The following is a 26,900-nucleotide window of genomic DNA, read 5'->3' as shown; positions in this document are numbered from 1 at the left end:
TGGGGGTGGAGGCCCGGGGCTCGGGGGTCGGGGCTGGGGCGGAGGGCGGGGGCTGGGGTTGGGGGGGTGGGGTCGAGGGGTGGGGTCGAGGGGTGGGGTCGAGGGGTGGGGTCGAGGGGTGGGGTCGAGGGGTGGGGTCGAGGGGTGGGGTCGAGGGGGTGGGGTCGAGGGGGTGGGTCAGCGGGGGGCGGGGGTGCCGTGCCAGCTGGACCACAAGGCGGCGTAGGAGCCGCCCTGCGCCACCAGTTCGTCGTGGCTGCCCAGCTCACTGATCGTCCCGTCCTCCACCACCGCGACCCGGTCGGCGTCGTGGGCCGTGTACAGGCGGTGGGCGATGGCGATGACCGTCCGGCCCTCCAGGACGGCGGCCAGCGAGCGTTCCAGGTTCCTGGCCGCTCGCGGGTCGATGAGGGAGGTCGCCTCGTCGAGTACCAGTGTGTGCGGGTCGGCCAGCACGAGGCGGGCCAGCGCGAGCTGCTGGGCCTGGGCCGGGGATACTGCCAGACCGCCCGAGCCGACTTCCGTGTCGAGGCCGTCGTCCAGGGCCAGCGCCCAGTCGAGGGCGTCGACGGCCGCCAGCGCCTGCCGTACCCGATCATCGGTGGCGTCGGGACGGGCGATGAGCAGGTTGTCGCGCAGCGTGCCCTTGAAGACGTGGTGTTCCTGGGTGACGAGCGCGACGTGGCCGCGCAGGTCGTCCAGGTGGAGGTCGACCAGGGGGACGTCGCCGACGGTCACGGCGCCGGTGCGCGGGCCGTGGATCCCGGCCAGCAACCTGCCGAGCGTGGACTTGCCGGCGCCGGACGGGCCGACCATGGCCAGGCGTTCGCCGGGCGCGACGGTCAGCGAGACCCCGTGCAGGACGTCCCGGCCGGCCCGGTAGGCGTAGCGGACGTCGTCGGCCTGGAGGTGTTCGCCTGAAGGCCGGGCGCCGGTGGCGGTGCGGTCGTCGGGGACGTTCGCCACGCCCAGCAGCCGGGACATGGCGGCGCCGCCGACCTGGAGCTCGTCGATCCACATGAGGAAGCGGTCGAGCGGGTCGATGAGCTGCTGCGCGTAGAGGGTGGCGGCGGTGACCTGGGCGAGCGTGACCCAGTCGTTGATGTAGAACAGGCCGCCGATCAGCAGGCTGATGACGACGGGCAGCACGTAGCCGAGTTCGACGGCGGGGAACCAGACCGTCCGCAGCCCGAGGGTGTAGCGCTCGGCGGCGTAGGAGGCGGTGATGTCGCGGTCGGTGCGGTCGGCGCGCCGGCGCTGCAGGCCCAGGGCCTCCACGGCGCGGGCGCCTTCCACGGTCTCGGCCAGGCCTTCGGTCATGTCGGCGTAGGCCGCGTTCTCGCGCAGGTAGCCGTCGCGCGCCCGGCGCAGGTACCAGCGGGTGGCGATCCACAGGATGGGTGCGGCGATCAGCATCGGCAGCGTGAGCAGCGGGCTGACCAGCAGCAGCGCGCCGATGGTGATGGTGAAGGTCACGACCGCGATCAGTGTCTCCGGTACGGCGTGCCGTACCGTCCTGGACAACGAGTCGACGTCCCGCGACGTACGGGTGATCAGGTCGCCGGAGCCCGCCCGCTCGACGGTGGAGAGCGGCAGCCCGAGCACCCGGTCGACGAACTCCTCGCGCAGTTCGGCCAGCACCCGCTCGCCCAGCCGGGAGGAGGCGAGCACGGCGAAGCGCACCAGCAACGCCTGCATGAGCAGGAAGCCGCCGATGGCCAGGCCGACGAGCCACACGTTGACCCGGGCGCCGTCCTGTACGTCCTGGACCAGGCTGCCGAGCTGCCACGGCACGGCCAGGCCCGACACGGCGGCCAGTCCGTGCAGCGCGAGCGCGACGGAGAGCTGGCGCGGATATTTGAGCGTCAGCCGGCGGGCATAGGCGCGGACCTGCTTCTGGTCGGCGACCGGCAGGATCTCTCTGCTCATTCGTCGCTCACTACGCGGAGAGCCTCATATCTCGGCCCTCCGCTCCGTTCACGCTCCGCGGCCATGTTCAGTCCTCTCCTCTCGTGACGGTCGCCGAGTAGGCGCTGGACGTGGCGAGCAGCTCGCGGTGCGGGCCTTCGGCGTGGACGCGCCCGTCCTCCAGGTAGACGACGTGCTCGGTGCGGTCGAGCACGAGCGGGCTGGTGGTGCAGATCAGCGTGGTCTTTCCGGCGCGCGCCTTGGCGAGCCGCTCGGCGATGCGGGCCTCGCTGTGGGCGTCGACGGCGCTGGTGGGCTCGACGAGGATGAGCACCTCGGGGTCGGCCACCAGGGCGCGGGCCAGGCGCAGCCGCTGCTGCTGGCCGCCGGAGAACTCGCGGCCGCTCTCGGCGACCACGGTGTCGAGGCCTTCGGGCAGCGCGTCCACGATGTCCTCGGCGCAGGCGGCCCGCAGCGCGTGGCGTACCTCGTCGATGGAGGCGTTGCCGCGCACGTCGAGTTCGTCGCGCAGGCGGCCGGAGAACAGGCGGGCGGCGTTGTCGGCGACCAGGATGCGCTCGCGGACCTCGGGGATCGGCAGCTCGGCCAGGTCGACGCCGCCGAAGGTGACGTCGCCGTGGGCGTAGCGGCCGAGGCGGTCGGCGACCTCGATGGCCTGCTCGGGCGTGGGGGCGGCCAGCGCGGTCATGGTGCCGGGCTGGAGCGTGACACCGCTGTAGGAGTCGCGCAGGACGCCGCCTTCCGAGGCGCCGGTGCCGCCGTCGACCTCGGGTTCCATCGACAGGATCCGGACCACGCGGCGCGCGGCCACGTGGCCCTTGGTCAGCTTGTCCGCGGCCTCGGTGAGGGTGCGCATGGGGCCGATGAGGAAGACGGCGTAGCCGTAGAAGGCGACGAGCTGTCCGGCGGTGATCTGGCCGCCGAGCGCGAAGGAGGCGCCGATGCCGGTGACGACGGCGATGAGCACGCCGGGCAGCAGGATCTGGGCGCCTTCGAGCAGCGATTCGATGCCGGCCACGCGGACGCCAGCGTGGCGTACGCGCTGCGACTCCTCCTGGTAGCGCCCGGAGAAGACCTGCTCGCCGCCGATGCCGCGCAGGACGCGCAGGCCGGAGACGATGTCGGCCGAGCGCGTGGACAGCTCGCCCTGCAGGTCGCGGTGGGCCTTCTGGCGTTTGTGCAGCGGCTTGAGCAGCGGGCCGACGGCGACGGCCATGAGCGGCACGCCGAAGAGCACGAGCAGGCCGAGCGGCAGGGAGGTGGAGATGAGGTAGATCGTGACGGTGACGATCGCCACGACCGACCCGGTCCCGCGCAGCAGGATGTCCATCGAGCTGCCGATGTGCGCGATGTCGGAGTTGCCGACGCTGATGACCTCGCCGGTCGACAGCCGCTTGGGCAGCGTGGCGCCGAGGCGGGTGGCGTGGCGGGTGGTGAGCTGGACAGTGCGGTACGCGGCGGCCAGCCAATTGTAGACGGCGAAGCGGTGGCGCATGATGCCGGCGAAGGCCTGCAGCAGGCCCAGCCCGAGCATCACCGCCGACCAGATCAGCAGCGCGCGGGTGTCCTTGGCGGTGACGGCGTCGACGCCCTTGCCGAGCACCGCGGGGACGAGCGCCTGTCCCATCCACCAGAGGGTGGCGAATCCGATGCCGATCGCGAGCGCGGTCTTCTGCCGCAGCGCGTTCCACAGCAGGTAGCGGAAGGGCGTGCGGATGTCAGGGGTGCCGGGATCGGCTTCAGGCAGGGAGCGCATAGCCTGACTAGGCTGTCAAAGCCACCCTGACCAGGCAAATCATTTTCTGAACCCCCGTAGGGTGTAAAGCAGCGCCATCAGGGCGGTCAGCGCGAGGAGCAGATAGCCGATCGTGTACGCGCCGGTCGCGGTGTAGACAGCGCCCATGACCAGCGGCGGGAAGTATCCGCCGAGCCCTCCGGCGGCGCCCACGAGGCCGGTGACGGTGCCGACCCGCGAGGCCTCGACGAGCTTGGCGACGAGCGCGAAGACGCCGCCGGCGCCGAGGCCGAGAAAGAAGGCCATGAGCACGAAGCTGACCCCGGCGGGGATCTCCAGCGGCGGCTTGAAGGCGAGGACGACGGCCATGGCGACGGCGCCGGCGAAGGAGATCGTCAGCACCCGGATCGGGCCGATCCGGTCGGAGGAGATGCCGCCGAGCGGGCGGGCGATCACGGCGGCGATGGAGAACCCGGCGGTACGCAGGCCCGCCTCGGTCTGGGCGAACTCGTAGACGTTCTGCAGCAGGGTGGGCAGGTAGGTGGAGAACGCGACGAAGCCGCCGAACGCGACCGCGTACAGGAAGGCGCACTGCCAGGTGGCCTTGATCTTCATCGCTTCTTTCATGCGGGGCAGCGCGGGATCGGTGCTGGGCTGCCAGGCGGGCGAGTTGCGGCTGGCCAGCAGCATGATGACGCCCATGACGGCGAGCGCCGCGCCCATGATCAGGTGTGTCGTGGAACGGCCCAGCGATTCGACCAGCCGTGGCGTGAAAAATGCGGACAAGGCGGTGCCGCCCATCCCAGCCCCGAACACGCCGGTGGCGAACCCGCGCCGCGCCGGCTCGTACCAGGAGTTGACGAACGGGATGCCGATCGCGAACGAGGTGCCCGGGATGCCCAGCAGAAACCCCCACAACAGCAGCGACGCGTAGGAGTTCGACCAGCCCACGAACACGACCGGCACGATCGAGACGAAGCAGATGATCGCGAACATCAGCCGCCCGCCGAACTTGTCGGCCAGCATCCCGACCGGGATCCGCCCCAGCGACCCGACCAGCACGGGGATCGCGACCAGCATCGAGGTCTCGGTCGGCGACAGGTGCAGCGCCTTGCTGTAGCTGCCGGACAGCGGGCCGATGAGGTTCCACGCCCAGAAGGTGATGGCGAAGGCCGCCGTCGCCAACACGAGATTGCGCACACGCATGCACCCTGTGTAACAGATCGCTACAGAGTGTGATGGAGTGGGGGTATGAGTGAGGCGGAGGACATCCTCCTGAAGACCGGCCGGTTCTTCCGCAGATCGGTCACGGGCCAGGACCTGCGGACCGTCTACCTGGCCGGTGGCCGGGAGGGCGACGCCTTCTACCGCGACCGGTGGAGCCACGACAAGGTGGTCCGCTCGACGCACGGCGTGAACTGCACGGGCTCGTGCTCGTGGAAGGTCTACGTCAAGGACGGCATCATCACCTGGGAGACCCAGCAGACCGACTACCCGAGCGTCGGCCCCGACCGCCCCGAGTACGAGCCGCGCGGCTGCCCGCGCGGCGCCGCCTTCTCCTGGTACACCTACTCGCCGACGCGGATCCGCTACCCCTACGCGCGGGGCGTCCTGGTCAGGATGTACGGCGAAGCCCGCGGCAGCGGCCTCGACCCGGTAGCCGCCTGGGCCGAAATCACGACAAATCCGGAAAAGCGGGAGACCTACCAACGCGCCCGCGGCCAAGGCGGCCTCGTCAGGATCACCTGGAACCTCGCCACCGAGATGATCGCCGCCGCCCACGTCCACACCATCGAGACCTACGGCCCCGACCGCGTGGCCGGCTTCTCCCCCATCCCCGCCATGTCCATGGTCAGTCACGCGATCGGCGCCCGGTTCGTCTCGCTGATCGGCGGGACCATGCTCAGCTTCTACGACTGGTACGCCGACCTGCCGGTCGCCTCCCCCCAGGTCTTCGGCGACCAGACCGACGTGCCCGAGTCGGCCGACTGGTGGGACGCCGCGTACCTGATGCTGTGGGGCGCCAACGTCCCGGTCACCCGCACGCCCGACGCCCACTGGATGGCCGAGGCCCGCTACCGGGGCCAGAAGGTGGTGGTGGTCGCCCCCGACTACAACGACGCGGCCAAGTTCGCCGACGAGTTCCTGGCGGTGAACCCGGGCACGGACGGCGCTCTGGCCATGGCGATGGGCCACGTGCTGCTGAGGGAATGCTTCGTCGAACGGCAGGTGCCGTACTTCACCGAGTACGTCAGCCGGTTCACCGACCTGCCCTTCCTCGTCACGCTGACCGAACGCGACGGCCGCCACGTGCCGGACAAGTTTCTGACCGCCGCCGACCTGGGGTCGCAGGAGGAGTCGGCGGAGTGGAAGACCGTCTTCCTGGGCGCGGACGGCGAGCCGGTCGTGCCCAACGGCTCGGTCGGCTTCCGGTGGGGCGAGCGGGGAAAGGGCCGCTGGAACCTCAAGCTCGACACCGAGCCCCTGCTCACGCTGTACGGCGCGGAGCCGGTGGAGATTGCGCTGCCTCGGTTCGACGGCGGCGGCCCGCTGACCCGCGGCGTCCCGGCCAGGCGGATCGGCGGGCACCTGGTCACGACCGTCTTCGACCTCATGCTGGCCCAGTACGGCGTGCACCGGCGCGGGCTGCCGGGCCGCTGGCCCCACGGGTACGGCGACGCGTCGGAGCCGTACACACCGGCCTGGCAGGAGCCGATCACGAAGGTCCCGGCGGCGCGCGCGATCAAGATCGTGAGGGAGTTCGCCACGACGGCCGAGCAGACCCGCGGCCGCTGCATGATCATCCTGGGCGCGGGGACCACGCAGTGGTTCCACGGCGACACGATCTACCGGGCCTTCCTGGCGCTTCTGATGCTGACCGGCTGCCAGGGACGCAACGGCGGCGGCTGGGCGCACTACGTGGGCCAGGAGAAATGCCGCCCGCAGACCGGATGGGCGCAGCTGGCCGGCGGCCTCGACTGGTCGCGCCCGCCCCGGCAGACACCGGGCACGCCGTTCTGGTACCTGCACACCGACCAGTGGCGCTACGACCGCTTCGACGCCGGCGACCTGAGCTCCCCGATCGGCCCCGGGGCCTTCCGCGGCAGGCACACCGCCGACCTGGTGGCCGAGGCGGTCAGGAACGGCTGGATGCCGATGGCGCCCGCCTTCGACCGCAACCCGCTGGAGCTGGGCGACGCGGCGGACCCGGTCGCGAACGCCCAGGAGGAGCTCGCCAACGGCACCCTGCGTTACGCCGCCGAGGACCCGGACGACCCGCGCAACTGGCCGCGGGTGCTGACGCTCTGGCGCTCCAACCTGCTGGGGTCGAGCGCCAAGGGCAACGAGTACTTCCTGCACCATCTGCTCGGCGCGCGCTCGAACCTGCCGCGGCCCGACGAGCAGGCGCCGCGGGGCAAGCTGGACCTGCTGCTGACACTGGACTTCAGGATGACGTCCTCGACGTTGTTCTCCGACATCGTGCTGCCCGCGGCGACGTGGTACGAGAAGCACGACCTGTCCTCGACGGACATGCACCCGTTCGTGCACGCGTTCAACCCCGCCATCACGCCGCCGTGGGAGACCAAGAGCGACTTCCACGCCTTCCACGCGATCGCCAGGGCCTTCAGCGCCATGGCCAAGGATCGGCTCGGGGTCAGGAAGGACGTCGTGGCGCTGCCGTACCAGCACGACACGCCCGGCGAGATCGCCCAGCCGGGCGGGCGCGCGCCCGCCCGCGTCACGCCCGACCTGGTGGTGGTCGAGCGCGACTACGGCGCGGTCGCCGAGAAGATGGCGGCGCTCGGCCCGCTGGCCGAGGGCAAGGGGCTGCCGGTGAAGGGCGTGGTGTTCATGCCCGACGAGGAGGTGGTCTGGCTCGGCGAGCGGTGCGGGCTGGTGCCGCGCGGGGTCGCCAAGGGACGGCCGATGCTCGACACCGAAGCCAAGGCGTGCGAGGCGATCCTGGCGCTGTCGGGGGTCAGCAACGGGCGGCTGGCCGCCCAGGGCTTCGGGCAACTGGGCGAGCGGACCGGCACCGACTTCGGCGAGCTCGTCCACCACGACCACCGCATCGTCTTCGCCGACACCCAGGCCAGGCCCACGCACGTGGCCTCCAGCCCGGAATGGTCGGGCAAGGAGTCGCACGACCGCCGCTACTCCCCCTTCACCATCAACGTCGAGCACCACAAGCCGTGGCACACGCTGACCGGCCGGATGCACTTCTTCCTCGACCACGACTGGATGCACGAGTACGGCGAGGCCCTGCCGGTCTACCGGCCGCCGCTGGACATGACCGCCCTGTTCGGCGAGGGAAGCGCGGACATGCTGGTGGTGCGCTATCTGACACCGCACTCGAAGTGGTCCATCCACTCCGAGTACCAGGACAACCTGCTCATGCTGTCGCTCTCGCGCGGCGGCCCGGTGATCTGGATGTCGGTCCAGGACGCCGCGAGGATCGGCGCCGCCGACAACGACTGGATCGAGGCCACCAACCGCAACGGCGTGGTCGTGGCCAGGGCCATCGTCTCCCACCGGATGCCGGAGGGCACGGTCTACATGCACCACGCCCAGGACCGGGTGATCGACGTGCCGAAGTCGGAGGCGACCGGACGGCGCGGCGGCATCCACAACGCGCTCACCCGCGTGCTGATCAAACCCACCCACATGATCGGCGGGTACGCCCAGCTGTCGTACGCCTTCAACTACCTCGGCCCGACCGGCAACCAGCGCGACGAGATCACGGTGATCAGGAAGCGCTCGCAGGAGGTGACGTACTGATGGAGCGAACCCTGACGCACCGAACGGCGTGGAGGGCCGAGGTACGAGAGGTGAGCTACCAATGAGCCCGCGGATCATGGCACAGCTCGCGATGGTGATGAACCTCGACAAGTGCATCGGCTGCCACACCTGCTCGGTCACCTGCAAGCAGACGTGGACCAACCGGGCGGGGGTCGAGTACGCCTGGTTCAACAACGTCGAGACCCGCCCCGGCCAGGGATACCCGCGCGGCCACGAGGACCAGGACCGGTGGCGCGGCGGATGGCAGGTCGACGCCAAGGGGCGGCTGCGGCTGCGGGCGGGCGGGCGGGTACGCAAGCTCCTCGGCATCTTCGCCAACCCGCTCATGCCCAACATCGAGGACTACTACGAGCCCTGGACCTACGACTACGAGAACCTCACCCGCGCCCCGCTCGGCGACGACATCCCGGTCGCGCCGCCGCGCTCGCTGATCAGCGGCGAGCCCATGGCGATCCGCTGGAGCGCCAACTGGGACGACAACCTCGGCGGCGACCCGTCGGCCGACCCGATCCTGCGCAAGGTCGGCGACCAGGTGAAACTGGAGTTCGAGCAGGCGTTCATGTTCTACCTGCCGCGCATCTGCGAGCACTGCCTGAACCCGTCCTGCGTCGCCTCCTGTCCCTCCGGCGCCCTGTACAAGCGCGAGGAGGACGGCATCGTCCTGGTGGACCAGGACCGCTGCAGGGGCTGGCGGATGTGCGTGACCGGCTGCCCGTACAAGAAGATCTACTTCAACCACCGCACCGGCAAGGCCGAGAAGTGCACGTTCTGCTACCCGAGGGTGGAGGTCGGGCTGCCGACCGTGTGCTCGGAGACGTGCGTCGGGCGCCTGCGCTACCTGGGCGTCATGCTCTACGACGCCGACCGGGTGGGCGAGGTGGCGAGCATCGCCGACGACAAGGAGCTGTACGAGGCGCAGCTGTCGCTCTTCGTCGACCCGGACGACCCGGCCGTGGCCGCCTCCGGGCTCCCCGACGACTGGATCGAGGCGGCCCGCCGCTCGCCCGTGTACGACCTGATCATGCGTTACCGGATCGCGTTGCCGCTGCACCCGGAGTACCGCACGCTGCCGATGGTCTGGTACGTGCCGCCGCTGTCGCCCGTCGTGGACGCGCTGGCCGGCTCGGGGTACGACGGCGAGGACGCCGACAACCTGTTCGCCGCAGTCGAGGCGCTGCGCATCCCGGTGGAGTACCTGGCCGAGCTGTTCACGGCCGGCGACCCGGTGCCCGTGACGGCGGCGCTGCGGCGGCTGGCGGCCATGCGCTCGTACATGCGCGCCGTCAACCTGGGCGAGGAGCCCGAGCTGCCGCACTCGGGGCTGTCGGCCGAGGACATCCACGACATGTACCGGCTGCTGGCCCTGGCCCGCTACGACGAGCGCTACGTCATCCCGTCCGCCTACTCCAAGACGCCCGGGGCCGTGGAGGAGATCGGCTGCAGCCTCGACTACGACGGCGGGCCGGGGATGGCGGGGCCGTTCGGGGAGGGCTCGGGCCGCCCGGTGCCGGTGTCGATCGAGAGCTTCCACGGGCTGAAGCAGCGCCAGACCGGCGAGGAGACCACCCGCGAGCGGGTCAACCTCCTCAACTGGGACGGCAGGGGCAAGCCCGCCGGCCTGTTCCCGCCGAAGAAGGGCGAGGCATCATGAACAAGGCTGTGACCTGGCAGGCCGCCGCACACCTGCTGGCCTACCCCGACGAGCGGTTCTGGGGACGGCTGCCGCTGATCGAGCGGGCCGCCGCGCCGTGCTTCCCCGGGTTCGCCGACGCCATCCACGCCATGGGGCCGGGCGAGCTGGCCGCCCACTACGTCGAGATGTTCGACATGAAGCGGCGCTGCTGCCTCTACCTCACCTACTACGCCGACGGCGACACGCGGCGGCGCGGCGAGTCGCTGGCCGCGCTCAAGGGCCGCTACCGGGCCGCCGGGTGGGAGCTGATGGACGACGAACTGCCGGACTTTCTCCCGGTGATGCTGGAGTTCGCCGCCCTGGACGCCGCGGGCGCCGCGCTGCTGGCCGAGCACCGGGTGGGGATCGAGCTGCTGCGCTCGGCGCTGGACGGGTACGGCTCGCCGTACACGATCGTGCTGGACGGCGTGCGCCGCGCCCTGCCCGAGCCGACCGCGGAGCAGCGGGCGGCGGCGGCCCGGCTGGCCCAGGACGGCCCGCCCGCCGAGTCCGTGGGGGTGTACCGGTGAACTACGGCGAGACGTTCTTCTGGGTGATCGCGCCCTACGTGACGCTGGTGGTGCTGATCGGCGGGCTGCTCTGGCGCTACCGCTACGACAAGTTCGGCTGGACGACCCGCTCGTCGCAGCTCTACGAGTCGCGGCTCCTTCGGATCGCCTCGCCGCTGTTCCACTACGGGCTGGTGTTCGTGATCGCCGGGCACGTGATCGGCCTGTTCATCCCGGCCACGTGGACGGAGGCGATCGGCCTGTCCGACCACGCCTACCACCTGCTGGCCCGCGTCTTCGGCGGCCTCGCCGGGCTGGCCGTGCTCGCCGGGCTGGCCCTGCTCATCTACCGCAGACGGCGCAACGGCCCGGTCTTCCGCGCCACGACCGTCAACGACAAGGTCATGTACGTGGCGCTCGCGCTGGCCGTCGTCGCCGGGCTGGTGGCCACGCTGACCGGGGCGGAGTACCGCGACTCGGTCTCGCCGTGGTTCCGCAGCGTCTTCGTGTTCCGGCCGGACGCCGAGGCGATGACCGAGGCGACCGTGTTCTTCAAACTGCACGTCATCGCCGGAATGGTGATGATCGGGCTGTTCCCGTTCACCCGGCTCGTGCACGCGCTGTCGGCACCCGTCGGGTACTTGTTCCGCCCATACATCGTCTACCGCAGCCGACTGCGCCAGAATCAATCCCTGTGAGGCATGGCTACACCAACAGCACCTTCGGCGACGGCGCTCTGGTCGTGAAGTGTTACCTGGGTCCGGGCGCCGCGGAACGGCTGGAAACCGAGCGGAAGATGTTGCGCCGCCTGCGCGGACGGGTGCCCGTGCCCGCCGTTCAGGCGGTCAGCGACACCAGTCTGACCACAAGGTTCGTCGCGGGCGTCCACGGTCAGGATCTCCTCGACGAGGGTCTGGCCAAGGAGGTCATGACCGCCTGCGGGCGGACGCTGGCCGCCATCCACGCCATGCCCGCCGCCCGGGGCCGCGTCCTGGTCCACGGCGACTACGGCCCCAACAACCTGATCATCGATCCGATGACGCACGAGACCGCGGCGGTGCTCGACTGGGAGTGGGCCCACCGCGGCGAACCGGTCGAGGACCTGGCGTGGTGCGAGTGGATCGTCAGGACCCACCATCCCGAGCACGAGCAGGCGCTGCCGTACTTCTTCGAGTCCTATGGCGGGCCGGTGCCCGAGTGGCCGGAGCGGCACGCGGCGATGCTGGAGCGCTGCCGGGCGCTGCTGGCCTTCGCGGCCGGTTGGGGGCCGGAGGGCGAGGAGCTCTGGCGGGAGCGGGTCGCGGCGACGGCCGCCTTCACCGGCTGAGCGCAGAGATCTTCTCGCGGGCCAGGCGCACGCCCCTGGCGTGCTTCCAGCCGATGGCCGCGGTCACCTCGTCGCCGTTCTCCGCCAGGGCGACCCAGCGGCCGTCGCCGGGTTCGCCCTCGATCCACCGGATCCGGTCGTCGTGGCCGATCCGGCCGTGGATCTGGAGCTTCACGTCGTACTGGTCGGTCCAGAAGTAGGGGATCGAGGAGAACGGACGTTCGTCGCCGAGGATGTTGCCCGCGACGGCCACGGCCTGTTCCGTGGCGGTCGTCCGGCTCTCCACGCGGCCCGCCGGAAAGCGGGCCACGTCACCGACCGCGTAGACCCCGGGAGCCGCCTCGCCGTAGGCGTCGCAGGTGACGCCGTCGCTCAGGCCGAGGCCGCTGCCGATGAGCCAGCCGGTGGCCGGCACCGCGCCGACGGTGACGATCACCTGGTCGGCGGGCACCTTCTCGCCTCCGGTCAGTTCGAGGCCGTCGACGCGGCCGGCCGTACCGGTGAAGGCGTGGACCTTGGTGCTGACCCGCACGTCCACGCCGTGCCGGCGGTGTGTGCGCGCGACGAGCGCGCCGAGCCTGGCGCCCAGGTGGCGGGCCATGGGGACCGGCGCGGGGTCGATCAGCGTCACCTCCAGGCCGAGCGTGCGCGCGGAGGCGGCGAGCTCACAGCCGAGCACGCCCGCGCCGACCACCGCGATCCGCACGCCGTCCTTCAGCTCCGTGCGCAGCGCGAGCGCGTCGTCGAGGGTGCGCAGCGTGTGCAGCCCGTCCAGCACGGGCTGGCCGGGCAGCCGCCGCGGCGTCAGCCCGGTCGCGATCACCAGCCTGTCGTACGCCAGTCGCCGCCCGTCGTCCAGCCCCACCACCCGTTCACCCCGATCCAGGTGTACGGCCCGCCGCCCCAGCACCCAATTCACGCCCAGCCGGTCGAGCGCGTCCTGGCCGAGCAGCCGGGTGCGCTCGGCGGGCCAGGACTCGGTGAGGACCTGTTTGGACAGCGGCGGACGGTCGTAGGGCGGATGGCGCTCCTCCCCCACGAGCGTGATCGCGCCGTCGAACCCCCTGCGACGCAGCACCTCCGCCACGGTCAGCCCGCCGATCGAAGCGCCCACGATGACCACGTTCAATGCCGCCCCCAGTCAAGTGAACATTGTAATCGACAAGTGTACACCGTGCACACGGGGGTATGGGAAAGGCCGCACCCCCTCCGGCGTGCGGCCTTCTCCCGGACTGCTACCTGCTGGCCTTCAGGTACTCGGTGTTCATCTGGGCGATGGTGTCCAGCGGGATCCCCTTCGGGCAGACCGCCGTGCACTCGCCGGTGTTGGTGCAGCCGCCGAAGCCCTCGGCGTCCATCTGGTCCACCATCGCCTTGGCGCGGCTGAGGCGCTCCGGCTGGCCCTGCGGGAGCAGCGACAGGTGAGTGATCTTCGCCGCGGTGAACAGCGACGCCGAGCCGTTCGGGCAGGCCGCCACGCAGGCGCCGCAGCCGATGCAGGTGGCCGCGTCGAAGGCGTCGTCGGCGTCCTCCTTGCGGACCGGGACCGCGTGCGCGTCCGGCGCGGAGCCGGCCGGGACCGAGACGAACCCGCCCGCCTGGATGATGCGGTCGAAGGCGCTCCGATCCACGACCAGGTCCTTGATGACCGGGAAGGGAGCGGCCCGCCACGGCTCGATGGTGATCTCGGCACCGTCCTCGAAGTGGCGCATGTGGAGCTGGCACGTCGTCGTGGCGCGCTGCTCACCGTGGGCCACGCCGTTGATGACCATGCCGCACATGCCGCAGATGCCCTCGCGGCAGTCGTGGTCGAAGGCGATCGGGTCGTCGCCCTCCAGGATCAGCTTTTCGTTGACGACGTCGAGCATCTCCAGGAAGGACATGTCCGGGGAGACGTCCTTGGCCAGGTAGGTGACCATGCGCCCGGCGTCGCCGGGGCCGCTCTGCCGCCACACCTTGAGAGTGAGATCCATTACTTGTAGCTCCGCTGGCTCATCTTGACGTAGTCGTACTCGAGCGCTTCCTTGTGCAGCACCGGGCCGTCGGGAGTGCGCTCCCACGCCGAGACGTGCGCGAAGTGCTCGTCGTCGCGCAACGCCTCGCCGTCGGCGTCCTGCGACTCGGCGCGGAAGTGGCCGCCGCAGGACTCGGTGCGCACCAGCGCGTCCAGGCACATCAGCTCGGCCAGGTCGAAGAAGTCGGCCACCCGGCCGGCCTTCTCCAGCACCTGGTTGAGCTCCTCTGGCGTGCCGCTGACCTTGACGTTGCGCCAGAACTCCTCGCGCAGGGCCGGGATCAGGTCCAGGGCCTTGCGCAGCGACTCCTCGGTGCGCTCCATGCCGCAGTAGTCCCACATGATCTTGCCGAGCTCGCGGTGGAAGGAGTCCGGGGTGCGGGTGCCGTTGACGGCCATCAGGCGGTCGATCTTGGTGCGTACCTTGATCTCGGCCTCGGCCACGGCTTCCTCGTCGATCTCGCCGTACGGGCCGTTGGCCAGGTAGTCGCCCAGCGTGGTCGGCAGCACGAAGTAGCCGTCGGCCAGGCCCTGCATCAGCGCCGAGGCGCCCAGGCGGTTGGCGCCGTGGTCGGAGAAGTTGGCCTCGCCGATCACGAACAGGCCCGGGACCGTGGACTGCAGGTCGTAGTCCACCCACAGGCCGCCCATCGTGTAGTGCACGGCGGGGTAGATGCGCATCGGCTGGGTGTAGGGGTCCTCGCCGGTGATGCGCTCGTACATCTCGAAGAGGTTGCCGTACTTCTTCTCGACGGCGTCGCGGCCGAGGCGGGCGATCGCGTCGCGGAAGTCGAGGTAGACGCCCAGGCCGCCGGGGCCGACGCCGCGGCCCTCGTCGCAGACGTTCTTGGCCGCGCGCGAGGCGATGTCACGCGGGACCAGGTTGCCGAAGGCCGGGTAGATGCGCTCCAGGTAGTAGTCGCGCTCCTCGTCCGGGATGTCGCCGGGGGCGCGCTGGTCGCCGGCGGCCACGGGCACCCACACCCGGCCGTCGTTGCGCAGGGACTCCGACATCAGCGTCAGCTTCGACTGGTACTCGCCGGAGACCGGGATGCAGGTCGGGTGGATCTGCGTGTAGCACGGGTTGGCGAAGTACGCGCCGCGCTCGTGTGCCCGCCAGATGGCCGTGGTGTTGCAGCCCTTGGCGTTCGTGGACAGGAAGAAGACGTTGCCGTAGCCGCCGGTGGCCAGCACGACCGCGTCGGCCGTGTGCCGCTCGATCTCGCCGGTGACCATGTCACGCACGATGATGCCGCGCGCGCGGCCGTCGGAGACGATCAGCTCCAGCATCTCGTGCCGGGTGAACATCTCGACGGTGCCGGCCTTCACCTGCCGCTCCAGCGCCTGGTAGGCGCCCAGCAGGAGTTGCTGGCCCGTCTGGCCGCGGGCGTAGAAGGTGCGCGAGACCTGCGCGCCGCCGAAGGAGCGGGTGTCGAGCAGGCCGCCGTACTCGCGGGCGAACGGCACGCCCTGGGCCACGGCCTGGTCGATGATGTTGACCGAGACCTCGGCCAGGCGGTAGACGTTCGACTCCCGGGCGCGGAAGTCGCCGCCCTTGACGGTGTCGTAGAAGAGCCGGTAGATCGAGTCGCCGTCGCCGCGGTAGTTCTTCGCGGCGTTGATGCCGCCCTGGGCGGCGATCGAGTGCGCCCGCCGGGGCGAGTCCTGGTAGCAGAACGACTTGACGTTGTAGCCCAGTTCGCCGAGGGTCGCGGCGGCCGAGCCGCCGGCCAGGCCGGTGCCGACCACGATGACGTTGAGCTTGCGCTTGTTGGCGGGGTTGACGAGCTTGGCGGCGAACTTCCGCTTGGCCCACCGCTCCTCGATGGGGCCTTCCGGGGCCTTGGCGTCCCGGAGGGCTTCGCCCTCGGTGTATTCGATCACTTGACTACTCCGAACATGATGGCCAGCGGCGGCGCGAGGAACCCGAGCACGAGCACGGCCGAGACCGCGAGCGCGCCCAGCTTCACCACCCGGCGGCGCTCTCCCTTGACCCAGCCGAGTGTCTGGAAGGCCGACCAGATGCCGTGGCGCAGATGCAGGCCGACCAGGAGGATGGCGATCACGTAGATGGCCGTGACCCACCAGCGGCCGGGCTGGAAGCCCTCGATCATGCGGTCGGCGGGCGCGGAGTTGACCCCGGCGGGGTTGACCACGCCGAAGGTCAGGTCGAGCAGGTGCCAGACGATGTAGAGCGCGATGGTGACGCCGCCCCAGCGCATGATGTGCGTGGCGTACCCGGTGGCCTGCGACTTCTTGGCCACGTACTTCACCGGCCTGGCCTTGCGCGCGCGGCGGGTCAGCGTGATGGCCGCCCACAGGTGCAGGACCACGGCCACGAAGAGGGTGATCTCCAGCAGGGTCACGACTCCGCGGTACGGCAGGAACGGCTGCAGCAGCGTCCGCAGCCAGTGCGCGTACTCGTTGAACGAGTCCCGGCCGTAGAAGATCTTCAGGTTGCCCAGCATGTGCAGGGCGAGGAAGCCCACCATCACGGCGCCCGTGACGGCCATGATGACTTTCCTGCCGTTCGACGAGCTCAGGAACCCGCGGGACTTCTTGGGCGTTGGCGGAGCAGGGGTCTTCCCCACTTCCGTCTTGGGGGGACTCACGGGTGCCGTCGCGGCCCCGCGCTCAATCGTGGCAGTCACATCTTGGAACGCTAGGTATCCAGGGATGATCCGTCCAAGTCATCATGGATCTGGTTTCCATAGCCAAGAGCTATGACCCTTGGTTTCGTACGGCTACCGCAAAATCCACAAAGCACGCGTGCGAGCAAAATCACAGCCTGGCGATAGCCGTAAGCTATGGAGATCATGCAATTGCAGCAGCTCGCCTATTTCGTCGCGGTAGCCGAGACCAGGCACTTCACCCAGGCCGCCGAGAGCGTGCGCGTGGCCCAGCCGTCGCTGAGCAAGCAGATCAAGGCCCTGGAGACCGAACTCGGCGCGCCGCTGTTCTCCCGTGCGCGCGGCAACGTCACGCTCACCCCCGCGGGCGAGGCGCTCCTGCCGCTGGCCCGCCGCATGCTCGCCGACGCCGACACCGCCCGGCAGGAGGTGGCCGAGCTGGCAGGACTGCGCCGCGGCCGCGTACGGCTGGGCGCCACCCCGTCCCTGTGCGCCGGGCTGCTGGCCGACGCGCTGGCCCGCTTCCACCGCGACTATCCGGGCATCCGGCTCCACGTCGAGGAGGGCGGCTCACGCGACCTGGTCAGGGCGCTGGCCCGCGGGCAGATCGACCTGTCGCTGATCATCACGCCGCTCCAGCACGACGACCCCTCGCTGGTCACCGAGGAGATCCTGCGGGAGAACCTGGTCGTCGTCTCACCCAGTCACCGGCGGGCCGGGCCGGTGGGTGACGACATGGCGATCCGCCGGCCGTACGTGCGGATCGAGGACCTGCGCGGACGGCCGATGGTGATGTTCCGGCGCGGCTACGACCTGCGCGAGGCCACGCTCGCGGCCTGCCGTCAGGCGGGCTTCGAGCCGCGCTTCGCGGTCGAGGGCGGCGAGATGGACGCGGTGCTGCGGTTCGTGGAGGCGGGCCTGGGCGTGGCCGTGGTGCCGTCGATGGTGCTCGACGGGCGGCCGGGACTGACCGGCACACCCCTGGCGCCACCGGGCCTGAGCCGCACGATCGCGCTGGCCAACCGCAAGGACGTCGAGCCGACCCGCGCGGCCCAGGCGTTCCGCGCCACCCTGCGGACGTTTCTCGTCGAGGCCGCGCACGAAGGGACGCTTCCACAAGGGGTCGAGCTCATCGCAGAATGAACCAGCGATCGCTACGAGGCAGTGGAGAGGGCAGTGCGTGACGGCTTCACTATCTGAGACGCTCACCCTCGTCCTCATCGAGGACGACGACGGTGATGCCTTCTTGGTCGAGGAGCTGCTCAAGGAGGCGGAGGCACCCCCGCGCATCACCTGGGCACGCAGCCTGGCCGAGGGCCTGCCCAAGCTCACCCCCGACGTGCAGTGCGTGCTCGTCGACCTGTCGTTGCCGGACGCCAGCGGGCTGGAGGCCCTGGAGCAGGTGCTGGCGGCCGCGCCGCAGGCCGCGGTCCTGGTGCTGACCGGGACCAGCGAGGCGCACGTCGGCGTGGCCGCGGTGCAGGCCGGCGCCCAGGACTACCTGGTCAAGCAGGACATCACCGCCCGGCTGCTGGTCCGCTCGATCCGCTACTCCATGGAGCGCAGACGCACCCAGCGGATGTTGATCAAGGCGGAGGTGAGCGCCCAGGAGAACGCCCGGCTCGAACGCGGTCTGCTGCCCGTCCCGCTGCTGAGCGGCGACACGATCGAGCACACCACCCGCTACCTGCCCGGCAGCCAGGGCGCCCTGCTCGCCGGCGACTTCTACGACACCGTGCAGACGTCCGACGGCTCGGTGCACATCGTGGTGGGCGACGTGTGCGGGCACGGCCCCGACGAGGCCGCGCTCGGCGTCGCGCTGCGCATCGCCTGGCGCACGCTGGTGCTGGCCGGGCAGACCGGCGACGTCATGCTGCACGCGATGGACGCGCTGCTCAGGGTCGAGCGCAAGGCTCCGGAGATCTACACCACGCTCTGCACGGCCACCCTGACCCCCGACCTCACCCACGCGGAGATGCGGATCGTCGGCCATCCGCCGCCGGTGCTGATCCGCGACGGCGTGGTCGAGGCCGTCAGCGAGGGCCCGTCGGGGCCGCCGCTGGGCATCTTCCGGGACGCGGAATGGCACGCCATCGACGTGCCCCTGGGCCAGGACTGGTCCCTCATGCTCTACACCGACGGCCTCATCGAGGCGGCCGTGGAGCAGGACCAGCTGGGCGTCGACGGGCTCGTGGAGCTGGTGCGCGAGCACGGCCACGTCGACCTCGACCGGCTGATCCGGCACGTCGGAACCCTCACCGACGACCTGGCCGTGGTCCTCGTCCAGAGGAGAGCGCCGTGAACCTTCATCCGCTGCCGCCGGCCAAGGAGCCCACCGGCATCGGCCGGCTGCCCGTGGCCCGCTGGTTCGTCGCCGCCGGCGTCGTCATGGCGCTGGCCTACGCCGTCGGCGTCGGCGTGACGCTGACGCTGGTGGAACAGGTCCGCACGATCCAGCCGCGCCCCGAGGTCGTGGCCAGGCTGGACCAGCTGAACACCATGCTCATCGTGGTCTTCACCGTCATCCTCGTGGCCGCCGTGGCGCTGACGTTCATGATCCGCTACGCCGTGCTCAAGCCCATGGCCCAGCTCGCCGGACAGGTGCGCGAGGTCGCGGCGGGCGACTTCAACCGCAGGCTGCGGGTCGACCGCCCCGCCGAGCTCGCCGAGCTGGCCTCCCACGTCGACTCGATGCGCGGGCGCATCCTGGAGGGCTGGCGCAGCGCCGAGGAGCAGGCCGACGAGCTGCGGCGCTCCAACGGCGAGCTGGAGCAGTTCGCCTACGTGGCCAGCCACGACCTGCAGGAGCCGCTGCGCAAGGTGGCCAGCTTCACGCAAATGCTGGAGCAGAGGTACGGCCCGCAGCTCGACGACCGCGCCAAGCAGTACATCGGCTACGCCGTGGACGGCGCCAAGCGCATGCAGGTCCTCATCAACGACCTGCTCGACTTCTCCCGCGTGGGCCGGGTCCACGGTGAGCGCGTGATCACCGACACCGGCGAGGCCCTGAACACGGCACTGGAGAACCTGTCGGCGGCCATCGAGGACACCGAGACGGTGGTGACCTCCGACCGTCTGCCGAAGGTGGTGGGTAACAGGTCGCAGCTGGTCCGTCTGTTCCAGAACCTGGTGGAGAACTCCGTCAGGTTCCGCTCCGACGTCCCCCCGCGCATCCACATCGGGGCGCGGCGCACCGACGACGGCATGTGGGAGTTCAGCTGCTCCGACAACGGCATCGGCGTCGAGGCCAAGTACGCTGACCGCATCTTCCTGATCTTCCAGCGCCTGCACGCGCGCGACGTCTACCCGGGCACCGGGATCGGGCTGGCCCTGTGCAGGAAGATCGTGGAGTATCACGGCGGACTGCTCTGGCTCGACCCCGACGGCGAGGGCCCGGGAGCCACGTTCCGCTGGACCCTGCCGGAAGCGGAAGAGGACTCATGATCCCGATCGAAGTGCTGCTGGTCGAGGACGACCAGGGCGACATCCTGCTCACCCGGGAGGCCTTCGAGCTGAACAAGGTCAAGAACCGCCTGCACGTGGTCAACGACGGCGAGCAGGCGCTCGCCTTCCTGCGCCGCGAGGAGGGCTACGCCGACGCGCCCCGCCCGGACCTGGTCCTGCTCGACCTCAACCTGCCGCGCATGGACGGCATGGAGGTGTTGCAGGAGGTGAAGGCGGACGCCACGTTGCGTTCGATCCCGGTGGTGATCCTGACGACGTCGGAGGCGGAGGAGGACATCATCCGCAGCTACCAGCTCCACGCAAACGCATATGTCACCAAACCGGTAGATTTTGACCAATTTATCCGAGTTGTCCGGCAAATAGACAATTTTTTCGTGACCGTAGTGAAGCTACCGAACCAAGGACACCGCCTCTGACGTGCGGACGTGACAGGAATCACACAGGGCCATCGAAAAAGTGAGTGACCCTTCTCACAAAACGTGATGCCGTCGTCGTAACGTATCCCCCACCAAATGCGCGCCCGAGCGGAGACGCCGCGCGCTCAGCGACTCGAACCCGGACCCCAGGCGAGCAGGGTCCGCGGGAGGTGGAGAGGTCCGCGATGACCCAGACGACGCCTGAAAGCCCGGTAAGGAGACAGCGCGCGCAGATCAAAGTGCGCACGCTTCGCACCGATAACTGGTGGCTGGCCCCGCTGCTGACCTTTCTTGGGCTCAGCTCATTCCTTGTCTACGGCGTGTGGGCGATCTTCGACGGCAGCTACTACTACGCGCCGAGCGAGTACATAGCCCCGTTCTCGTCGCCATGTCTGGCGACGTCCTGTCCCGAGGGCGCCCGCTTCCTCGGGCTGGCGCCCTTCGGCGACTGGTACACCCTGCCGCCCGGCCTGCTGATTCTGGGCCTGCCCGGCGGTTTCCGGCTCACGTGCTACTACTACCGCAAGTCCTACTACCGCTCGTTCTGGCTTTCGCCTCCGGCGTGCGCGGTGCAGGAGCCACACGGCAAGTACACGGGTGAGACGCGGTTCCCGCTGATCATCCAGAACATCCACCGCTACTTCTTCTACGCGGCGATCGCCATCGGCCTGATCCTGGCCTACGACGCGGTCCTCGCGCTCATCCACACGCCGACCGGGCTCGGCACCTGGATCCTGATCCTCAACGCGGTGCTGATCAACCTGTACACGCTGTCCTGCCACTCGTGCCGGCACATCACCGCCGGCCGCCTGAACCACTTCTCCCGGCACCCGGTGCGCTACAAGGCCTGGACATTCGTCTCGAAGCTCAACGCCAAGCACCAGCCCCTCGCGTGGGCCTCGATGTTCTCGGTGATGGGCGCCGACCTCTACGTCAGGCTCGTGGCCAAGGGCATCGTCAACTTCCCGTTCGCATAAGGAAAACCTGTGGAAATCGAGCGTCACGAATACGACGTCGTCGTCATCGGAGCGGGCGGCGCCGGGCTGCGGGCCGCGATCGAGGCCCGGCAGCAGGGCAAGCGCACGGCGATCGTCTGCAAGTCCCTGTTCGGCAAGGCCCACACGGTCATGGCCGAGGGCGGCGCTGCCGCCGCGATGGGCAACGTCAACTCCGACGACAACTGGATGGTGCACTTCCGCGACACCATGCGCGGCGGCAAGTTCCTCAACAACTGGCGCATGGCTGAGCTCCACGCCAAAGAGGCCGCCGACCGCGTCTGGGAGCTGGAGGCCTGGGGCGCGCTCTTCGACCGCACCAAGGACGGCAAGATCAGCCAGCGCAACTTCGGCGGCCACGAGTACCCGCGCCTGGCCCACGTCGGCGACCGTACCGGCCTGGAGCTGATCCGCACGCTGCAGCAGCGCGTCGTCGCCCTGCAGCAGGAGGACCAGGAGACCCACGGCGACTACGAGGCCTACATCAAGGTCTTCCAGGAGTGCACGGTCACCCGGCTGCTCAAGGATGGCGAGGCCATCTCCGGCGCGTTCGGCTACTGGCGCGAGACCGGCAACTTCATCCTCTTCGACGCGCCCGCGGTCGTCCTGGCCACCGGCGGCATCGGCAAGTCCTACGTCGTCACCTCCAACTCCTGGGAGTACACCGGCGACGGCCACGCCCTGGCCCTGCTGGCCGGCGCCAACCTCATCAACATGGAGTTCATCCAGTTCCACCCGACCGGCATGGTCTGGCCGCCCTCGGTGCGCGGCATCCTGGTCACCGAGTCGGTCCGCGGAGACGGCGGCGTGCTGCGCAACTCCGAGGGCAAGCGCTTCATGTTCGACTACATCCCGGACGTCTTCAAGGACAAGTACGCCACCACCGAAGAAGAGGGCGACCGCTGGTACACCGACCAGGCCAACAACCGGCGCCCCCCGGAACTGCTGCCCCGTGACGAGGTGGCCCGCGCCATCAACGCCGAGGTGAAGGCGGGCCGCGGATCCCCCCAGGGCGGCGTCTTCCTGGACGTGTCCACCCGCCTGCCCGCCGACGAGATCAAGCGGCGGCTGCCGTCGATGCACCACCAGTTCAAGGAGCTGGCCGACGTCGACATCACCGCCGAACCCATGCAGGTCGGCCCCACCTGCCACTACATCATGGGCGGTGTCGAGGTCGACGCCGACACGGGGGCGGCGGCCGTACCCGGGCTGTTCGCGGCCGGCGAGGTCTCCGGCGGCATGCACGGCTCCAACCGCCTCGGCGGCAACTCCCTGTCCGACCTGCTGGTCTTCGGCCGCAGGGCCGGGCTCGGCGCGGCCGAGTACGTCAGCTCGCTCCCGGCCCGCCCCACGGTCGCGCAGGAGTCCGTCGACGCCGCCAAGGCCGAGGCCCTCGCCCCGCTGGAGCGCGGCGGCGAGAACCCCTACGAGGTCCACCACGAGCTCCAGCGGACGATGAACGAGCTGGTCGGCATCATCCGCAAGGCCGAGGAGGTCTCCGAGGCCCTGGAGGTCGTGGAGAAGCTCAAGGAGCGCGTGGAACTCGTCGGCGCCGCCGGCTCGCGCATCTACAACCCCGGCTGGCACCTCGCGCTCGACCTGCGCAACATGCTGCTGGTCTCGGAGTGTGTGGCCCGCGCGGCGCTGCTGCGCCAGGAGAGCCGCGGCGGCCACACCCGCGACGACTTCCCGGGCATGAACCCCGAGTGGCGCCGCAAGCTCCTCGTCTGCGCCACCCCCGACGGATCGGCCGTCACCGTCGAGGAGAAGGTCCAGCCGCCGATGCGCAAGGACCTGTTCGACCTGTTCGATCTGGGCGAGCTGAAGAAGTACCTCACCGAAGAAGAGCTGGGGAACGCAGAATGAGTTACAAGGCGAAGTTCAAGGTCTGGCGCGGTGAGGGCGGTGAAGGCAAGCTCGAGGACTTCACCGTCGAGGTGAACGAGGGCGAGGTCGTCCTCGACATCATCCACCGCCTCCAGGCCACCCAGGCGCCCGATCTCGCCGTCCGCTGGAACTGCAAGGCCGGCAAGTGCGGCTCGTGTTCCATGGAGATCAACGGCAAGCCGCGCCTGGGCTGCATGACCCGGATGTCCACCTTCGAGGAGGACGAGACCATCACCGTCACCCCGATGCGGACCTTCCCCGTCATCAAGGACCTCGTGACGGACGTCTCCTTCAACTACCAGAAGGCCCGCGAGATCCCCAGCTTCACCCCGCCGGCCGACGTCCGGCCGGGCGAGTACCGCATGAAGCAGGTGGACGTCGAGCGCTCGCAGGAGTTCCGCAAGTGCATCGAGTGCTTCATGTGCAACAACGTCTGCCACGTGATCCGCGACCACGAGGAGAACAAGCCCGCCTTCGCCGGCCCGCGCTTCCTGATGCGGATCGCGGAGCTGGACATGCACCCGTATGACGTGGCGGAGCGCCAGGACTCGGCACAGGAGCAGCACGGCCTGGGCTACTGCAACATCACCAAGTGCTGCACCGAGGTCTGCCCGGAACACATCAAGATCACCGACAACGCCCTGATCCCCATGAAGGAGCGCGTCGTCGACCGTAAATACGACCCGCTGGTCTGGCTGGGCAACAAGATCTTCCGCCGCCCGAAGTCATAACTTCTCATCTCAAAAGTGCCCGCCGCCACCCCGTGACGGCGGGCACTTTCCTGTGCGCGCGCCGTCAAGCCGATGCTCCGTTACGGCAAGCCGCCCCACCCCCACCCACCGCCGCGGGCTCACGTGTCGGGGGGATCGCTTCTCGCGCCGGACGAACGCACCGCCGCCACGGCCCACTCTGCCCCGCCAAGTGGTCTCCCCGAACCGAGCCTTGGGCCCGGCCAAGGGAGGAAGGCGTCCAGCAGCGATCTAATCCCGGCGGAAGAGGTCCTCGTCGCCGGGCTCGGCGGCGGAGCCGGGGGAGAGGGGCATCTCGCGGGTGGCGTCGTACGGGCCGGAGCCGCCGGACGGGATGTCGGCGGGTGGGGCCTCCGGCGGGACCAGGGGCTCGAACGCGCCCCGCACCTTGTCGTCCTCCGGCTCGTGGCTGTAGGAGTCGAACTCGTCCGGGTGCAGCACGACGGGCTCGGCGGGTGGCTCGGGTGCCGGGGGCTGCTGCGGGTAAGGCTGGGTGTAGTGGCCCGGGTCCTGGTAGGCGGGCTGGTTGGCCGGATACGTCTGTACCGGCACGAAGCTGATGATCGGCGCATACGCCGTGCCGCCCGGATATCCGGGGTGGTAGCCGCCCTGCGGAGGGTGCGGGCCACTCGGGTGCGCGCCCGGATAGGCGGTGTAGGCCGGGCCGGCGGGGTAGCCGTGGGGGTCGGGGGCGGGGCCAGCCTTGCGGACCGCGGCGGCGTGGGCCATGCGGCGGAGCCTGCCCTCGAAGATCAGCACCGCGAACAGGGTCAGCAGCACCAGAACCAGCGCCGGGATGCTCAGCTTCTGCGTCAGCGTCCGCTGGTCGAACTCGGGCGCCGCGTTCCGCAACTCCAGCTGCTGCGACTCCTCGGTAGGCTCCTCCGAGACCGGCGGGGTCGGCGACGTCGTCGTGGGCGGCTGCGAACCGGCCACCGTGGGCAGCTGCACCGGGGCCTCGGTCGCCGGCTGCTCCGCGGAGGGCGTCGGGACCGGGACGTTCGGCGAACTGGGCACGATCGGCTGCGGCTGGCTCGCCGGACTGGACGCCTTGGGCGTGGGGGTGCTCTTGGGCGTCTTCGTGGGCTTGGGGGTCGGAGACTTGGTGACGGTCTTGGTGATCGTCGTCTCCGGCTGCTCAGGCTCCGGCGATTCGGTCACGGTCTGCGTGATGGTGACCTCGGGGTCGCACACCTCGCCCGCGTCACAGCCCTCGACGGGCGGAGGCTCTAAGGCGTACGCGGACGCGCTGGCCGCCTGGATGACGAACGGCGAGACCGCCGCCCCCGTGAGCCCGACAGCGAGGATCAACGCGGACACGGCCGTCGCTCGTGTGCGTGCCACCGGTGCCCTCCGCGCCATCCCGGAACCATGGTCAAGGGAATACTAGTCAGGTCAAAGTAACAGTAAAGCCCTGTTCTCCGATGTTGTCACGCTGTGACCTGGGCTGGAACGGTTCAATCCTGATTTTCGGCGACCCTGCGGCGCTGCCCGCGCGCGACGAACCACAGCGCGACCAGCAGAACCGCGATCCCGCCCGCCGCCACGGACAGGCCGCGGTGACCGGTGAGCAGGTTCATGGGCTCGGTCGTCTCGAACGTCCTGGCGGCCACCGCGATCTGCCGGGGCAGCGGCACACCGGCGGCCTCCGTCGTGGCGGCGGACGCGGGGGCGACCTTGGGCAGCCTGAGGTTGGGGTCGTTCCACAGCCCCTCCGGCCGGGAGGAGGCGGGGCGCGGTCCGACGTAGGGGCTGACGTTACGTGGGGCGACGTTGGGGCTGACGTTGGAGCTGACGCTGCGCGGGGCGACGTTGGGGCTGACACCGCGCGGGCTCGCGTTGTGGGTGGCGTTGCGGGGGCCGACGTTGGTGAGGGCGCCGCGTGGTCCGGTGTACGAGCTCTCGCTGCGCGGCCCGGCCTCGTCCCCCTTGTCCGGTCGCCGAACCTGGGCGGGCTTGGCCAACGGGGTGGGCAGCGGGATCACCACGGTCTCCGGGGGCCGCGCGGCGGCGGGCCGCGGCATCGGCCCGGTCCCCACCGGGGTGCGGGCGGTCCCGCTGAGCGTGGACACGCCGCCGCTCCCCCACACCTGGGCCACCGCTGCCAGGACGACCTCGTTCACCCCCTGGGGCACCGTCAGACGCACGTCCACGGCCCGCTCTCCCGACACCTTCCCCAGCCTGCACACCTCGGCTCCACGCGCCGCCACGCCCACAGCGGGCGTCGGCACGGTGCCGGGCGTCAGCGTCCCGTCCACCTGAGGCACACCCAACGCCCCCGCCGCCCGGCCGTCAGCCGAGCCGTCGTCCACCGGGTTGCCGACCGCCGGAGCGCTCCCCGACGGCACGAGAGGCGCTCCGGACTCCGGTGAAGACACAACGGGCACCCCAGGCGCTTGTGGGGACAGCTCGGCGGGCGGTGCGGCGATCACCGCTGGATCACCGGCTGCGGGGTTCTGGGGCGCGCAGGTGACCGTGGACAGGGCTTCGCCCGGACTGGCGGCCACGGCGAGGCGGGCGTCCTGGGCGTCGCCGGCCAGCCGTACCCGGAAACGCAGCACGTCCCCGGTCCGCACCCACGCGCCGATGTCGTCGGGGTCGCCCACCCGGTCGAAGACCAGAGCCACCTCGCCGGCCACGGCCGCCGACGCGGCCGTCAGAGTCCCGAGGATCAGGGCACCGGTTCCCACCGCCACCGCGACCCCACGGGATCGCCTGCGCTCGAACATGACGGTTCCCCCCGAATGCGGACACACCTAGTAGTGGTTATGT

General features: G+C 70.2%; 21 protein-coding genes. 12 read left to right on the top strand and 9 right to left on the bottom strand.

Annotation, left to right across the window (positions count from 1 at the left end; genetic code table 11):
* Window positions 1-177: 177 nt before the first annotated feature.
* The 3 genes from ACIBHY_RS21850 to ACIBHY_RS21840 form a co-directional block, all read right to left on the bottom strand.
* Entirely contained in the window at window positions 178-1,929 is a 1,752-nt protein-coding gene (locus ACIBHY_RS21850) for an ABC transporter ATP-binding protein (RefSeq protein ID WP_397251545.1), read from the bottom strand.
* A 67-nt stretch (window positions 1,930-1,996) separates the two neighbouring features.
* Entirely contained in the window at window positions 1,997-3,685 is a 1,689-nt protein-coding gene (locus ACIBHY_RS21845; RefSeq protein WP_397251547.1) for an ABC transporter ATP-binding protein, read from the bottom strand.
* A gap of 39 nt (window positions 3,686-3,724) precedes the next feature.
* A complete protein-coding gene (locus ACIBHY_RS21840) occupies window positions 3,725-4,870 on the bottom strand; it encodes a nitrate/nitrite transporter (RefSeq protein ID WP_397307564.1) in 1,146 nt (381 codons plus the stop codon).
* A 45-nt stretch (window positions 4,871-4,915) separates the two neighbouring features.
* Between ACIBHY_RS21840 and ACIBHY_RS21835 the strand changes: the two genes are divergently transcribed.
* From ACIBHY_RS21835 to ACIBHY_RS21815, 5 genes are all read left to right on the top strand, one after another.
* Window positions 4,916-8,443, top strand: a complete 3,528-nt coding sequence (locus ACIBHY_RS21835) for a nitrate reductase subunit alpha (protein WP_397307563.1) — start codon at window positions 4,916-4,918, stop codon at window positions 8,441-8,443.
* Window positions 8,444-8,504: 61 nt separating this feature from the next.
* Window positions 8,505-10,115: a nitrate reductase subunit beta gene (gene narH, locus ACIBHY_RS21830; protein WP_397251550.1), complete on the top strand. Its 1,611-nt coding sequence runs from the start codon at window positions 8,505-8,507 to the stop codon at window positions 10,113-10,115.
* Window positions 10,112-10,666 carry a nitrate reductase molybdenum cofactor assembly chaperone gene (gene narJ, locus ACIBHY_RS21825; protein ID WP_397251552.1) on the top strand — a complete coding sequence of 185 codons (555 nt, stop codon included), beginning with the start codon at window positions 10,112-10,114 and terminating at the stop codon, window positions 10,664-10,666. Before narH ends, narJ begins: the two co-directional genes overlap by 4 nt.
* On the top strand, window positions 10,663-11,343 hold the full coding sequence (narI, locus tag ACIBHY_RS21820) for a respiratory nitrate reductase subunit gamma (protein WP_397251553.1): 681 nt from the start codon (window positions 10,663-10,665) through the stop codon (window positions 11,341-11,343). The genes narJ and narI overlap by 4 nt, the downstream gene beginning before the upstream one ends.
* Complete coding sequence (locus ACIBHY_RS21815; RefSeq protein ID WP_397251554.1) at window positions 11,340-11,972, top strand: phosphotransferase; 633 nt, start codon at window positions 11,340-11,342, stop codon at window positions 11,970-11,972. Before narI ends, ACIBHY_RS21815 begins: the two co-directional genes overlap by 4 nt.
* Here ACIBHY_RS21815 and ACIBHY_RS21810 read toward each other — a convergent pair.
* The 4 genes from ACIBHY_RS21810 to ACIBHY_RS21795 all read right to left on the bottom strand — a co-directional run bounded on the left by ACIBHY_RS21810 (window position 11,962) and on the right by ACIBHY_RS21795 (window position 16,577).
* Window positions 11,962-13,086 (bottom strand): NAD(P)/FAD-dependent oxidoreductase, encoded by a 1,125-nt coding sequence (locus ACIBHY_RS21810; protein ID WP_397307562.1) that lies wholly within the window; start codon window positions 13,084-13,086, stop codon window positions 11,962-11,964. The two genes, ACIBHY_RS21815 and ACIBHY_RS21810, sit on opposite strands and share 11 nt — an antisense overlap.
* A gap of 121 nt (window positions 13,087-13,207) precedes the next feature.
* A complete protein-coding gene (locus tag ACIBHY_RS21805; protein ID WP_397099180.1) occupies window positions 13,208-13,945 on the bottom strand; it encodes a succinate dehydrogenase/fumarate reductase iron-sulfur subunit in 738 nt (245 codons plus the stop codon).
* Window positions 13,945-15,870: a fumarate reductase/succinate dehydrogenase flavoprotein subunit gene (locus tag ACIBHY_RS21800; protein ID WP_397251558.1), complete on the bottom strand. Its 1,926-nt coding sequence runs from the start codon at window positions 15,868-15,870 to the stop codon at window positions 13,945-13,947. The genes ACIBHY_RS21805 and ACIBHY_RS21800 overlap by 1 nt, the downstream gene beginning before the upstream one ends.
* Window positions 15,867-16,577 (bottom strand): succinate dehydrogenase cytochrome b subunit, encoded by a 711-nt coding sequence (locus tag ACIBHY_RS21795; protein ID WP_397307641.1) that lies wholly within the window; start codon window positions 16,575-16,577, stop codon window positions 15,867-15,869. The genes ACIBHY_RS21800 and ACIBHY_RS21795 overlap by 4 nt, the downstream gene beginning before the upstream one ends.
* A 225-nt stretch (window positions 16,578-16,802) precedes the next feature.
* Here ACIBHY_RS21795 and ACIBHY_RS21790 point away from each other — a divergent pair, with 225 nt between their 5' ends.
* The 7 genes from ACIBHY_RS21790 to ACIBHY_RS21760 all read left to right on the top strand — a co-directional run bounded on the left by ACIBHY_RS21790 (window position 16,803) and on the right by ACIBHY_RS21760 (window position 24,110).
* A complete protein-coding gene (locus ACIBHY_RS21790) occupies window positions 16,803-17,759 on the top strand; it encodes a LysR family transcriptional regulator (RefSeq protein WP_379610646.1) in 957 nt (318 codons plus the stop codon).
* 37 nt (window positions 17,760-17,796) lie between these two features.
* Window positions 17,797-18,918, top strand: coding sequence for a PP2C family protein-serine/threonine phosphatase (locus ACIBHY_RS21785; protein WP_397251560.1), 1,122 nt, complete (start codon window positions 17,797-17,799; stop codon window positions 18,916-18,918).
* Complete coding sequence (locus tag ACIBHY_RS21780; protein WP_397307561.1) at window positions 18,915-20,060, top strand: ATP-binding protein; 1,146 nt, start codon at window positions 18,915-18,917, stop codon at window positions 20,058-20,060. The genes ACIBHY_RS21785 and ACIBHY_RS21780 overlap by 4 nt, the downstream gene beginning before the upstream one ends.
* Window positions 20,057-20,497 carry a response regulator gene (locus tag ACIBHY_RS21775; protein ID WP_397099172.1) on the top strand — a complete coding sequence of 147 codons (441 nt, stop codon included), beginning with the start codon at window positions 20,057-20,059 and terminating at the stop codon, window positions 20,495-20,497. The genes ACIBHY_RS21780 and ACIBHY_RS21775 overlap by 4 nt, the downstream gene beginning before the upstream one ends.
* A gap of 185 nt (window positions 20,498-20,682) precedes the next feature.
* Window positions 20,683-21,474, top strand: a complete 792-nt coding sequence (locus ACIBHY_RS21770; protein ID WP_397099170.1) for a hypothetical protein — start codon at window positions 20,683-20,685, stop codon at window positions 21,472-21,474.
* 9 nt (window positions 21,475-21,483) lie between these two features.
* Window positions 21,484-23,358 (top strand): fumarate reductase/succinate dehydrogenase flavoprotein subunit, encoded by a 1,875-nt coding sequence (locus ACIBHY_RS21765; RefSeq protein ID WP_397251564.1) that lies wholly within the window; start codon window positions 21,484-21,486, stop codon window positions 23,356-23,358.
* Window positions 23,355-24,110: a succinate dehydrogenase/fumarate reductase iron-sulfur subunit gene (locus ACIBHY_RS21760; RefSeq protein ID WP_397099166.1), complete on the top strand. Its 756-nt coding sequence runs from the start codon at window positions 23,355-23,357 to the stop codon at window positions 24,108-24,110. Before ACIBHY_RS21765 ends, ACIBHY_RS21760 begins: the two co-directional genes overlap by 4 nt.
* A gap of 249 nt (window positions 24,111-24,359) precedes the next feature.
* Here the strand turns inward: ACIBHY_RS21760 and ACIBHY_RS21755 are convergent, their stop codons facing one another.
* The gene (locus tag ACIBHY_RS21755; RefSeq protein WP_397307560.1) at window positions 24,360-25,472 is read right to left on the bottom strand and encodes a hypothetical protein; all 1,113 of its coding nucleotides are present in this window, start codon (window positions 25,470-25,472) and stop codon (window positions 24,360-24,362) included.
* Between the two features lie 113 nt (window positions 25,473-25,585).
* On the bottom strand, window positions 25,586-26,857 hold the full coding sequence (locus ACIBHY_RS21750; protein ID WP_397307559.1) for a hypothetical protein: 1,272 nt from the start codon (window positions 26,855-26,857) through the stop codon (window positions 25,586-25,588).
* Between the last annotated feature and the right edge of the window lie 43 nt (window positions 26,858-26,900).

Origin of the sequence: Nonomuraea sp. NPDC050547, from assembly GCF_044457345.1 — a bacterium.
Classification (GTDB): Bacteria; Actinomycetota; Actinomycetes; order Streptosporangiales; family Streptosporangiaceae; genus Nonomuraea.
Note: the sequence above shows the minus strand (reverse complement) of the source record. Positions and strands in the feature narration are given on the sequence as shown.